Below are 12685 nucleotides of genomic sequence, written 5' to 3'. Positions count from 1 at the left end.
AAACGTCTTCGTTTGGCGTCCGACAAAATGCGTCAAACAAGACCTGGAGCGCGGTTTTGGTTCCACCAAAGCGCTCTAGTGCAGCACCAGCATGTCGCCCGACGAGAAGGAAATCTCGGCCTTCTCACCGACGGCGGGCGGCGGGGCGGCCGGGCTGTTGAACGTGTCGAGCGACACCGTGCTGCCGCCGATGCCGACGCGAACCCGGATGACCGAGCCGAGGAAATGGACTTCGGCGATCTCGCCCGAAAGGCTGGAATCGCGGCCGGGATGGCGGCCGAGCGAAATTGCCTCGGGCCTCAGCGCCAGGGATAGCTTGTCGCCGGTCTTCGAACCGTTGAGCTTGCCCTTGAGCGCGACCTCCTGCGTGTTGACGCGCACCTTGCCCGAAGCGGCATCGGTGACGGTGCCTTCGAGCACGTTCAGCGTGCCGACGAAATTGGCGACGAACTTGGTCGCCGGCCGGTTGTAGATCTCGAACGGCGTGCCGACCTGCTCGGCCTTGCCGCTATACATGACTGCGATGCGATCGGAGATCGACAGCGCCTCTTCCTGGTCGTGCGTGACGAAGATCGTGGTGATGCCTAACCTCTTCTGGATCGAGCGGATTTCCTCGCGCAGCGACACGCGCACCTTGGCGTCGAGCGCCGACAACGGCTCGTCGAGCAGCAGGAGCTTCGGCTTCGGCGCGATCGCCCGCGCCAGCGCGATACGCTGCTGCTGGCCACCGGAGAGCTGATAGGGATAGCGATCGCCCATCTGCGGCAGCTTGATGAGGTCGAGCATCTCGGCAACGCGCCTGTCAGCATCGGCCTTTGGCATGCCCGCGACCTTCAGTCCGAAGCCGATGTTCTGCGCCACCGTCAGGTTCGGAAACAGCGCATAGGCCTGGAACACCATGCCGACATTGCGCTGGTTGGGCTTGAGCCGGGTGATATCCTTGCCGGCCACGACGATCTTGCCGGCGCTCGGCTCCTCGAAGCCGGCGACCATGCGCAGCACCGTCGTCTTGCCGCAGCCCGATGGCCCGAGGAAGGAGACGAATTCGCCCGGCTCGACGTCGAGGTTAAAATCCTGGACCACGGTGGTGGGGCCGAAGGATTTTCGCACATGCTGGATGGAGAGGAATGGCTCGGCCATGGTTTTTTTCTTTCGGTCAGTACTTTTCGATCAGTTTGGCCGGTTCGCCGATCGCGGCGCAAAACGCGACAGGATCTGGATCAGCGACATGCACGCCCAGGTAATGGCGAAGGCAATGATGGCAAGTGCCGCCGGCTCATAGGCGCGATTGGCGCCGATGTTCTGCAGGTAGGGACCGAAGGCCGGCCGATTGAGCAGGCTGGCCATGGTGAATTCGCCGAGGACGATGGCGAAGGTAAGGAAGGCGCCCGACAATACCGCGATCAGCACATTGGGCAGAATGACGCGGGTGATGATCGTGCCCCAGCCGGCGCCGAGGATCTGCGCCGCCTCCGTCAGCGTGCGCACGTCGATGGTGCGAAGCCCGGTGTCGACGGCGCGGTACATATAGGGCAGCGCCAGCGTCGCATAGCCGATGACCAGCAAGGCGTTGGTGCCCGTATCGCTCGCCAGGAACGGCAGCGGCGAGTTCGATCCGTACATTCTGATGTAGCCGAAGACGATGACGATCGCCGGGATGACCAGCGGCAGCAGCGTGATGAACTCGACGACCGGCCTCAGTTGCGGCAGCCGCAGCCGGATCCAGTAGGCGGTGGGCACGACGATCAGCACGCCGAGGATGATGGTGAAGACGGCGGCAAGCACCGAATAGCCGAAAGTCGCCTGGAAGCGGGGGTCGCCAAGCACGACCTCGTAGGCATCGAAGGAATAGACGCCGCGCCGCATGCGCATCGAGAATTCCACGGTTGCAATCAGCGGAATGAAGAAATAGGCCGCGCCCAGCGCGAAGACGACCCAGGCCCAGAAACGTCCGCTCTTCATTTGAGCCACCTTTCGCTGCGCGTCCGGAACCAGATGTAGAAGACGTTGGCGAGGCCGGTGATGACGATCATGCCAAAGGCAATGGCATAGCCGAGATGCGGGTTGTGCAGCACGTCGCCGCGGATCTGCGCGTAGAGCACGATGGGAATGATGTTGAGCGACGAGCCGGTCAGCGCATAGGCGGTGGCGATGGCGCCGAAGGCATTGGCAAACAGCAGGATGACGGTGCCGAGAAAACTCGGCCAGATCACCGGGATGACGACCATGCGCCAGTATTGCGCGGTGGTGGCGCCAAGCGTCGCGGCCGCCTCGCCCCATTCCTTCTTCAGTCCGTCGATCGCCGGTGTGATGATGACCACCATCAGCGGGATCTGGAAATAGACATAGGTCAACGTCAGGCCCCAGAACGACAGGATGTTGAAGCCGTGGGCGTAGATGTTGAAGCCGAACACGGTGTTCAGGATCACCGTCGCGAGGCCGAGCCGGCCGAGCGTGGCGAGGAAGGCAAAGGCCAGCGGCACGCCGGCGAAATTCGAAGCCACGCCGGAAAAGGTCAGCGTCGCCGAGCGTATCCAGTTCGGCAGGCCGCCGCGCACGATGGCAATGGCAATGGCCAGACCGGCAAATGCGCCGATGAGCGACGAAGCAAGGCTGATCTTGATCGAGATCCAGTAGGCGGCAAGGATGCTGGGCAGCTTGCAGTTTCCGTCGACCCAGGAAATCCAGGAATCATATTGGCACTGCATGTAGTTCGACAAATTGGGTGGGTCGAAGATACCGACGATGTTGTCGAAGGTGAATGCGCCGGCATCGTTCTGGAACGCGCCCAGCACCAGATAGAGCGTGGGCAGGACCAGGAACATGATGGCGAAGATGAAGAACGGCGCCACGCCCAGCCATTGCGTCGGCAGCCGAAACGCGCGCGCCTCGCTGGGCGGCGCCGTCTTCCCGGCAATCGCGTGATCGGAAAGCGAGAGATCGGTCATGCGCCGGCTACCGTCTTATCGCATCGGCCCGAAAATCGAACTCGATTTTCGGAAAGCACGATGCGAAAATTTGAGTTCTAGAGCGTACTTTGTGCGTCCAAGTGGACGCACGTCGCTCTAGTGGAATGCCGGGCGGCAGTGAAGCCGCCCGGCGGTTTTCAACCTTACTGAACGTTGGCGCCGACGACGGCGTCCCAGTTCTTGGTGATGGCTTCCTTGGCCTTGCCCTGCTCGTCGAGCGTCGGGAACACCGCGGCCTCATAAGATGCGGCCGGCGGCAGCTTGGCCAGCACGTCCTCCGGGATCTTGCCGTTCTTAGCGAGATCGTTGAAGCGGATCGGGTGGCAGTAGCCCTTCAGCCAGCCAATCTGGCCTTCGTCGGAATAGAGATATTCCAGCCAGAGCTTGGCAGCGTTCGGATGCGGCGCGTAGGCGCTGATCGCCTGCACGTAGACACCGGCGACGACACCGGTCTTCGGCACGACGACGTCGACCGGCGGATTGCCTTTCAGCGTGTCGCGGCCGGCAAGCGCATTGTAGTCCCAGTTGATCAGGATCGGTGTCTGACCCTGTGCAAGCGTCGCCGGCTTGCCGATGACCGGCACGAAATTGCCGGCGGCGTTGAGCTTCTTGAAGAACTCGAGGCCGGCAGTACCTGCGGCTTCACCGGCCGCGGCGCCGCTCGAAAGGCCGGCGGCGTAGACCGCCTGGATGGCTTGGTTCGAGGCGCGTGGATCGCCGGCGAGCGCGACGGCGTTGGCATATTCCGGCTTCAGGAGATCGGCCCAATCGGCCGGCACTTCCTTGACCAGATCCTTGTTCACCATCATCGCCAGCACGCCGTAATAGTCGCCGGTCCAGTAGCCTTCGGCATCCTTGGCGCTGTCGGGGATCGAGTCCCAGGTCGACACCTTGTAGGGCATCAGCAGGCCGTCGGCTTTGGCGGTGGGGCCGAAGGACAGGCCGACGTCGATGACGTCGGGCGCCTGCGGGCCCTTATTGTCCTTGTTGGCCTTGATCGCCTCGATCTCGTCGCCGGAGCCGGCATCGGGGTTAAGCTCGTTGACGGTGATTTCGGGATATTTCGCCTTGAAGCCGGCGATGACGGCGCCATAGCCGCACCAGTCATGCGGCAGGGCGATTGTGGTGAGCTGGCCTTCCGCCTTGGCAGCGGCAACCAGTTCATCCATGGACTGGGCCGACGAAATGGCAGAGGTCGCCATCAGGGCGACGGCCGTAAGGGAAAGCACTTTTCCCGTGAATTTGAACATGTGTTCTCTCCGTTGAACTGACGCCGTTGGACGCCTGCGATGCGGTATCGTTTTCGTGTGACAGCCAGATGAAAGCTTTGTGAAAGCGATGCCCCGCAGTACGAAAAAGTAAACTCTTTTTAACCGGCTGTAGCAATCGCCCCGCGATTATTTTTCCGGCTAATTAATTTTGGTCTTTCCTTTCATCCTTCTCCCCTTTTCTTTGCCCTCAATTCCCAGATCAATTTTCGGCGTGAAAGCCGTCTCACACTGTGCCGGCGATGGCGTTTTCGAGCAGCGTCAGCGCCGCCTTCCTGGTCAGCTTGACCGGGTTGCCGCCGGCGGTCGGATCGACCACTGCCATGTCGGCGATCAGGCCCTTGCGCTTCTTGTCCATGTCGAGCCCCTTGATCAGGCCCGGCAGCGCGTGCGGCACCTTCAGCTCCTTGCGCAGCTTGATGACCGCCTTGGCGAAACCGTCGAAGCCACCCTTGATGCCGCAATAGGCGGCGAGCCGGGCGATGCGCACCTCGATGGCGTCGCGGTTGAAGGCCAGCACATAAGGCATGAACACGGCGTTGGTCATGCCGTGATGGGTGTCGTAGAGCGCGCCGATCGGATGCGACAGCGAGTGTATGGCGCCCAGCCCCTTCTGGAAGGCGGCTGCACCCATGGCGGCCGCGCTCATCATATGGGCGCGGGCGACGAGATCCTTGCCGTTGGCATAGGCCTTCGGCAGGTTCTCGAAGACCAGCCGCGCGCCTTCGACAGCGATGCCGTCGGCCATCGGATGATAGCCCGGCGCGCAATAGGCCTCGAGGCAGTGGGCGAGCGCGTCCATGCCGGTGCCGGCGGTGATGAAGCCCGGCATGCCGACCGACAGTTCCGGATCGGCGATAACGATCGCCGGCAAAAGTTTCGGATGGAAGATGACCTTCTTGGTGTGGGTCGCCTCATTGGTGATGACGCCGGCGCGGCCGACTTCCGAGCCGGTGCCGGCCGTCGTTGGCACGGCGATGATCGGTGCGATCGCGTCGGAATTAGCGCGCGTCCACCAGTCGCCGATATCCTCGAAATCCCATAACGGCCGCGTCTGGCCGGCCTGAAAGGCGATCAGCTTGCCGAGATCGAGCGCCGAGCCGCCGCCGAAGGCGATGACGCCGTCATGCTTGCCTTTCTTGAACACGGCAATGCCGGCGGTCAGGTTGGAGTCCACCGGGTTCGGCTTGACCTCGGAAAACACGCCATAGGGAACCTTGGCGTCGTCGAGGATCTTCAATGTCGAAGCGACGACCGGAAGCTTGGCCAGCCCCGGATCGGTGACGAAAAGCGGCCGCCTGATGCCGGTCGCATCAAGCACATCAGGCAATTCCTTGATGCGCCCCGCACCGAACCGAACGGTTGTCGGGTAATTCCATTTGGAAATGAGTTTTGTCATTTTTGACTTTCAGAAAATCAGATGGCTTCACGTAGGTGATATGATTTCGGCCTGGTCAGATTGTCGTAGCCGATGGCCGACAGGGCCGCGCCCTTGCCGGTGTCCTTGACGCCGGTCCAGACCAGCGCCGGATCGAGATAGTCGCAGCGGTTCATGAACACCGTGCCGGTCTCGACCCGATCGCCGATGGCCGCCGCATGGTCGGTGTCGCGCGTCCAGATCGAGGCCGTCAACCCGTAGGGGCTGTCGTTCATCAGCGCGATCGCCTCCTCATCGTTGCGCACCTTCATGATGCCGACGATCGGCCCAAAGCTCTCCTCGCGCATGACGCTCATCTGGTGGTCGACCCCGGTCAGCACCTCCGGCGCCAGATAGGGCGAGCCAGCCTTGTCGTCGGCAACCTTCATGTTGATGAGCGCCTTGGCACCCTTGCGCAGCGCCTCTGCCTTCTGCTCGCGGATCAGGTCGGCAAAGCGCGCCTGTGCCATCGGCCCCATCGTCGTCGCCTGGTCTAGGGGGTTGCCGACGACGTAGTTCTTGGTTTCGGCGATGAAGCCTTCGACGAACTCGTCATAGACCTTCTCGTGAACATAGACGCGCTCGATGCCGCAGCAGCACTGGCCGGAATTGTAGAAGGCGCCGTCGACCAGGTTGGCGACGGCATGATCCATCTTGGCATCGGCCAGGACATAGGCCGGGTCCTTGCCGCCGAGCTCAAGGCCGAGCGTCATGAAGGTGCCTGCCGCAGCCTTTTCGATGGCGCGGCCACCAGCAACCGAGCCGGTGAAATTGACATGGTCGATCTTGCCCGAGCCGAGCAGTCTTTCAGTCTGGGCGTGGTTCATGACGAGGTTCTGGAACAGGCCCTTTGGCAGGCCGGCCTTGTCGAAAGCCTGCTGAAAGCGTTCGCCGACCAACAGCGTCTGCGCCGCGTGCTTGAGGATGACGGCGCTGCCGGCCATCAGCGCCGGCACGATGGTGTTGACGGCGGTGAGATAGGGATAGTTCCACGGCGCGATCACCATGACCACGCCGAGCGGCACCTTCTTCACATAGCGGCGAAACCCGTCCTTGGGATTGGAGGCCATCACCGGCTTCAGTGCCGCTTCGGCGATCTCGACCATGTAGTTGGTGCGTTCCCTGACGCCGCCGAACTCGCCGCCATAACGCACCGGACGGCCCATCTGCCAGGCGATTTCCGGCACGATCTCATCGGTCATGGCGACCAGCGCTTCCAGCATGGCCAGCATAAATTTGCCGCGCTCGACGACCGGCGTCTCAGCCCATTTCTCTTGCGCTGCCTTGGCACGCTCGACCGCGGCATTGATCGCCTGATCCGTGGCGATCGGTCGCTCGGCATAGACCGAGCCATCGACAGGGGATTTTATCTTGACCGTTTCGGTCATTCCTTGAGTCCTCGCAGCTTATGACAATCTCGGTTTTGAGCTACCCGCCTCCGCACCAAAGGCTGAACGGCAGCGCTGGCGTAGTTTAGTACCGCTCAAACCCCCTGTGCAGTTCCCAGTCCGTAATGCGGCGGTCGTATTCGAACTGCTCCCAGCGTGCCGTATGGACATAATGTTCGAGCACGCCGTCACCGAACGCCTGCTTCAGCATCTCCGAATTCGCCAGCGTCTCGGTGGCATCGCGCAGGGTTTTGGGAATTTCCGGCAGCTGCGAGGCCTGATAGGCATCGCCGACGAAGGGTTTTTGCAATTCGAGCTTTTCGTCGATGCCGGCAAGGCCGGCCGCGATCAGCGCGGCGAAGGCGAGATAGGGGTTGAGGTCGGCGCCACCGATACGGCATTCCATGCGGATGCCCTTGGTGCCCTCGCCGCACAGGCGGAAACCGGCGGTGCGGTTGTCCTCGCTCCACATGATCTTGGTCGGCGCGAAGGTGCCGGCCTGGAAACGCTTGTAGGAATTGATGTAGGGTGCCAGGAACCAGGTGAATTCCTTGGCGTATTTGAGCTGGCCGGCCGCCCATCGCTGACCGAGCGTCGACAGCGTCCATTCGGCTTGTCTGTCGTAGAAAAGCGGCGTCTTGCCGTCGGCGCTCCACAGCGAATTGTGGATGTGGCTGGAATTGCCGGCCAGCCCATAATTATACTTGGCCATGAACGAAATCGCCTTGCCTTCGGACTCTGCGATTTCCTTGGCGCCGTTCTTCAGGATGACGTGGCGGTCGGCCATGTCGATCGCCTCGGCATAGCGCACATTGATTTCTTCCTGGCCCGGACCCCACTCGCCCTTGGAGTTCTCGATCGGAATGCCGGCTGCTTCCATCTCGTTGCGCAGCCGGCGCATGACGCCTTCTTCCTTGGTGGTGATGCCGATCTGGTAGTCGCCGATATAGGGGGAGGCGGTGTCGAGGCTCTGCCAGTGCTTCTTGCGGGCGGAATCGTAAGTTTCGCTGAACAGATAGAATTCGAGCTCGGAGGCGAAATAGCCGATATAGCCACGCTCGCTCAGCCGCTTGACCTGCTTCTTCAGGATGGCGCGCGGCGAATGCGGCAGGTCGTCATGGGTGTGGTGGTCGAGCACGTCGCAGATCACCAGCGCCGTCTTTTCCAGCCATGGAATGCGCCGCAGCGTCGCCAGGTCCGGCTTCATGACGAAGTCGCCGTAACCCTTCGACCAGCTCGCCGCCTTGTAGCCTGGCACCGGTTCCATATCGATGTCGGCGGCCAAGAGATAGTTGCAGCCATGCGTCTCGTCATGGGCGGACTCGACGAAATACTGTGCCAGGAACCGCTTTCCCGCCAGCCGGCCCTGCATGTCGACAATGCAGGCCAGCACCGTGTCGATCTCGCCGCTGGAGACCGCCTTCTTCAACTGATCGAACGAGAAATTTCCGGCCATTCCTTTGGCACTCCAGTGCTTGTCGTTTAGGGCTTGTCGCCTTGAATATGTGGAAAGCCATGGCCGGCAGGCGCCGGCCATGGCGATGGAGAGGTGTCAGGCGCCGGCTTCGCCTATGGCTACCTCGGCAGCCTTGATCGCTGCCTGACGCTTGGCAATCTGGTCGCCGATCGGCGGGCCCTTGAAGCGGCGGTTCTCAAAGCCGAACCAAAGCACGGCGGTCAGCACGATGAAGCCCAGGGTGATATAGAGCACCTTGTCGTTTGGCGGCTGGATGGCGATGTAGAAGATGATCACCATGCCGATGACCGACAGGATGCAAAACAACTTGAACAGGCCGGCGCCGAGATTCCACGGGCCGGGATTCGGCCATTTCTCCGTTCCGAAAGCCATCATGCCGAGCACGATCGGAATGATGAAGGACAGGAACAGGAACACCAATGTCGAATTGACGACGATGGTATAGATGTTCGTGCCACCGATCGAAATGAACTGGGCAAGAAAGACATAGATGATCTCGAGGACCGCAGCCGTCCAAATCGCATTGACCGGCGTGCGCCAGGCCGGGCTAACCTTGGCTAGCGAGGCCGAGCCGACCGGCATGCCACCGTCACGCGAGAAGGCGAAAAGCATGCGCGAGGCAGAGGTGACCGTTGCGAGACCGCAGAGGAACTGCGCGATCAGGATGGCCAGATAGAGCAGCGTCTTAAGCCACGACGGCAAGATCGCGTCCATCGTCGCGAAGAACACGCCCCAGCCCTGCTTGGCGCCGGCCGCCAGATCGGGGATCGCCAATACGATCGCGCATAGCATCACCCAGCCGATCAGCGATGACCAGAGCACGGACGAAACGATCGCCCGCGGAACCGAGTGCGCTGCCTTCAACGTCTCTTCCGAAGTATGCGCCGACGCGTCATAGCCAGTGATGGTGTAAACCGGCAGTAGCAGGCAGAGCAGGAAGAGATACCCCATGGAATCGGACTGCGGGAAAACACCGCCGCCTGCATCACCCGAATAGTTCGTGAACGTCCACAACCGTGTGATGTCGATCGCTGGAGCAAACATCAGGCAAGCGACGATCAGCACGGCTGTCGTTGCCAGGATCAGGAAGCCGGAGGCGTCCGTCAGCATAGCCGTCAACTTGATGCCGAAATGGTTGAGCAGCGCCTGCAACACGGTGATGAAGGCGACAAACCCGACGATCTCGCTAGGCGTGCCAGTCATGCCGAAGCCTCCGCCGAAAGTGCCGACGAAGAAGAAGGCGGTGCCGATATTGATCGCGCCGAGCACGGTGATCAGGCCAAGCAGGTTGAGCCAGGCGGTGAGCCAGCCGGTGAAGCGGTTGCCGAGGATTGACGCCCAGTGATAAAGGCCGCCGGCGGTCGGAAACGCCGAGGCGATCTGCGCCATGGCGAGTGCAAAAAATCCGGAAACGGCGCAGCCGACGATCCAGCCGATGCCGGCGCCTGCGCCGCCGATCGACGACGTGGCTTGCGCGAAGGAATTGATGCCACCCGACAGGATGCAGATGATCGAAAACGAGATGGCGAAATTCGAGAAGCGGCTCATGCTTCTCGAGAGTTCCTGGGCATAGCCCATTCCGTGAAGGACCTTCAGATCCTCCTTCTTGTCGACGTCCGAATAGTCTTGCGCTGACATTTTTGTCCCCTTCTGGTTCTTAGTTGGCCGATTGTGCTGACTTTCCCACTGCGCTTGCTCGGGAGCCCCTGGCCGCCTCGGGCTCCAGATCTAGAAAAATGCCTGTGAGCAGGTCCGCCCATTTTCGCTGCCCGGCCTCGCCGGAGATCTCGTCGTTGCGGATTTCGATCATCGCGCAGGGTAGCCCCCGCGGGCGCGCGTGGCGTTCCAGCGTGAAATAAACGCGGTCGGCCGGCGAATAGGGTTCGTTGACGCCGACTGTGACGCCGGCGAGCCGCCGCAGCGCAGCGATAAGCGGCGCCGCGAGCCGGCGGTCCTCGTCGTGGATGATGCCGATATGCCAAGGCCGGTTCATACCCTTGTAGACCGGGGTGAAGGAATGGATTGAAACCAGCCGCGTCTCGAGCCCGCGCGCCAGCCTTTTGTCGATGATGCTCGCGAGCGTGTCATGGAAGGGTTGCCAGGACAGAGCGATGCGCGCGGCGCGCTGCTTTTCCGACAGGCCAGCATTGCCCGGAATGGCGGTGGTCTCGCTGACCGGCGGCACCAGGTCGGGCGCATCCAGTGGCCGGTTGCAGTCGATGACAAGGCGCGAAATGCGGGTCTCGACCAGCGTCGCGTCGAGCGCCTCGGCCATGCGGTGGGCGACTGGCAGCGCGCCGGGGTCCCAGGCGATGTGGCGGGAAAGCTGCTCGGCAGCAAGGCCGAGCGTTCCGAATTCCGGCGGCAGGAAGTTGGAGGCGTGGTCGCAGGTCAGCACGAATGGGCTCGAACCGCCGGGGTTTGTCACCCTCACGGTTTCAGGCAATGCAAGGCTGGCGGGCCGTGCTGTCTCCATTGTCCTGTCGTCCCCGGGGAGCGCTGTATCGTATGTTACGTATTTTACCTCATTGCGTCCCTGTGGATGATTTCATACAGTTTGTCGGGCTTTGTCAAACGCGATTTCGGCGAAGCGGCCAGGGTGGGGAAAAGATGATTTCGAGCATCGCCGAACTGATCTCGGACCGCATCGGCATGATGCCGGCGGGCGAGCGCCGCGCAGCGCAAACGCTGATCGCCAACTATCCGCTGATCGGCCTGAAGACGGTCGCCGAGTTCTCAGCTGTCGCCGGCGTCTCCTCGCCGACGATCCTGCGTTTCGTCGCCCGGCTCGGCTTCCAGAACTACCCGGAATTCCAGTCGGCGCTGCAGGACGAGCTGGCGGCGCAATTGCAATCGCCGGCATCGCGGACGCTCAATCCGCCGGCGCTGGGCGGCGGCGCGGTGTCGCCGATGCTGGAGGCAACGCTCGACAACATGCGCGAGACGTTCCGACATCTGTCCGACAAACAGCTTGCCGACATCGTCGCAAAGCTTGCCGACCGGCGCGGCAAGACGTTCCTGATCGGCGGCCGCTTCACCGATCCGCTGGCGCGCTACATGGCTGCCCACCTCGCCATCGTCCAGCCCAACGTCTTTCATCTCGCCGGACAGGAAAGCGTCTGGCGCGATCGGCTGATCGACATGGGCAAGCGCGACGTGCTGGTGATCTTCGACATCAGGCGCTACCAGGACAGCCTGATCCGCTTTGCCGAAACCGCGCATCAGCGCGGCGTGCAGATCGTGCTGTTCACCGACCAGTGGCTGTCGCCGATCGCCCGCTTCGCCCGCCATGTCATCGCCGGGCGCACCGCCGTGCCCTCGGCCTGGGACTCCTCGGCGGCCCTTTTCGTCGTGGCCGAAACGCTGATCGGCGCCGTCACCCGGCAGCTCGAGGCCGACGGCGCCAAACGCATACGCGAGCTGGAAAGCCTGCGGTAGGGCGACGCGGCCTGAACCTCGCCGACATTCTCACCCGGATCGTCAACGGCCATGCCAACGGCCAGATCGACGAACTCCTGCCGTGAGCCTACGCCATCGGCTGAAAGCAGGCCCTGGGCTGAGAACCGCGGTTACAAGGCGACCCCGTGCCGGGACCCAAACGCAAAACGGCCCGCGCGATGCGGGCCGTTTTTGATTTGGTTGCGGGGACAGGATTTGAACCTGTGACCTTCAGGTTATGAGCCTGACGAGCTACCGGGCTGCTCCACCCCGCGTCAACTTTTGAAACAAGTCAGCGCTTAGTTGGTTCCGCCAACTGAAAGGGCCGCTTGCGCGGCCCGGGCTCCCGTATGGCGGGCCTGTTTTGTAAGGAGAAGATTTTTTCAACGTGCGTTTTGCAGACCTGGCAGCGACCTACTCTCCCGCGTCTTGAGACGAAGTACCATCAGCGCTGGAGCGTTTCACGGCCGAGTTCGGAATGGGATCGGGTGCAGCCGCTCCGCCATAACCACCAGGTCGGCAAAGCGCACGTTGCTCGAGAAGCTTTTTGAGCGAATAGCCAATAGTGAGTAGCGAATAGGGAATCCTATTTTCTGCTCTCTCTGAGCTGTTCGCTGGTCTTTGTTGTGCTCTCACATCTCAGCGCGATCCAAAGGATTGCGCTGGTGATGGGCATAAGGAATGAGAACGATCAAGCCGATCGAACTATTAGTACCGGTAAGCTTCAA

10 protein-coding genes, 1 tRNA gene and 1 rRNA gene are annotated in these 12685 nt (G+C 61.8%); 1 reads left to right on the top strand and 11 read right to left on the bottom strand.

All coding sequences use genetic code 11. From position 1 onward, the window contains the following. Positions 1–75: 75 nt before the first annotated feature. From CIT25_RS08030 to CIT25_RS07990, 9 genes are all read right to left on the bottom strand, one after another. Positions 76–1140: an ABC transporter ATP-binding protein gene (locus CIT25_RS08030; RefSeq protein ID WP_095484041.1), complete on the bottom strand. Its 1065-nt coding sequence runs from the start codon at positions 1138–1140 to the stop codon at positions 76–78. Between the two features lie 30 nt (positions 1141–1170). Beyond that, entirely contained in the window at positions 1171–1962 is a 792-nt protein-coding gene (locus CIT25_RS08025; RefSeq protein ID WP_095484040.1) for an ABC transporter permease, read from the bottom strand. Next, on the bottom strand, positions 1959–2948 hold the full coding sequence (locus CIT25_RS08020; protein ID WP_095484039.1) for an ABC transporter permease: 990 nt from the start codon (positions 2946–2948) through the stop codon (positions 1959–1961). The genes CIT25_RS08025 and CIT25_RS08020 overlap by 4 nt, the downstream gene beginning before the upstream one ends. 164 nt (positions 2949–3112) lie before the next feature. After that, complete coding sequence (locus CIT25_RS08015; RefSeq protein ID WP_095484038.1) at positions 3113–4219, bottom strand: ABC transporter substrate-binding protein; 1107 nt, start codon at positions 4217–4219, stop codon at positions 3113–3115. Positions 4220–4463: 244 nt separating this feature from the next. Beyond that, entirely contained in the window at positions 4464–5636 is a 1173-nt protein-coding gene (locus CIT25_RS08010) for an iron-containing alcohol dehydrogenase (RefSeq protein WP_095484037.1), read from the bottom strand. Positions 5637–5653: 17 nt separating this feature from the next. Further along, a complete protein-coding gene (locus CIT25_RS08005) occupies positions 5654–7042 on the bottom strand; it encodes an aldehyde dehydrogenase family protein (RefSeq protein ID WP_095484036.1) in 1389 nt (462 codons plus the stop codon). Between the two features lie 85 nt (positions 7043–7127). Continuing rightward, positions 7128–8498, bottom strand: a complete 1371-nt coding sequence (locus CIT25_RS08000; protein ID WP_095484035.1) for a glutamine synthetase family protein — start codon at positions 8496–8498, stop codon at positions 7128–7130. Between the two features lie 96 nt (positions 8499–8594). Continuing rightward, positions 8595–10157: an amino acid permease gene (locus CIT25_RS07995; RefSeq protein ID WP_095484034.1), complete on the bottom strand. Its 1563-nt coding sequence runs from the start codon at positions 10155–10157 to the stop codon at positions 8595–8597. A gap of 19 nt (positions 10158–10176) precedes the next feature. Beyond that, positions 10177–10995: an N-formylglutamate amidohydrolase gene (locus tag CIT25_RS07990; RefSeq protein ID WP_095484033.1), complete on the bottom strand. Its 819-nt coding sequence runs from the start codon at positions 10993–10995 to the stop codon at positions 10177–10179. Positions 10996–11129: 134 nt separating this feature from the next. On the opposite strand from CIT25_RS07990, the gene CIT25_RS07985 reads away from it, so the two are divergent. Continuing rightward, positions 11130–11957: a MurR/RpiR family transcriptional regulator gene (locus CIT25_RS07985; protein WP_095484032.1), complete on the top strand. Its 828-nt coding sequence runs from the start codon at positions 11130–11132 to the stop codon at positions 11955–11957. 198 nt (positions 11958–12155) lie between these two features. Here the strand turns inward: CIT25_RS07985 and CIT25_RS07980 are convergent. Beyond that, positions 12156–12232: transfer RNA gene (locus CIT25_RS07980), tRNA-Met, on the bottom strand. Between the two features lie 126 nt (positions 12233–12358). Then, positions 12359–12473: ribosomal RNA gene (rrf, locus tag CIT25_RS07975) — 5S ribosomal RNA — on the bottom strand. Positions 12474–12685 lie beyond the last annotated feature (212 nt).

Source organism: Mesorhizobium mediterraneum (assembly GCF_002284565.1).
GTDB lineage: Bacteria > Pseudomonadota > Alphaproteobacteria > Rhizobiales > Rhizobiaceae > Mesorhizobium > Mesorhizobium mediterraneum.
This window is presented reverse-complemented; position numbering and strand designations above follow the sequence as displayed.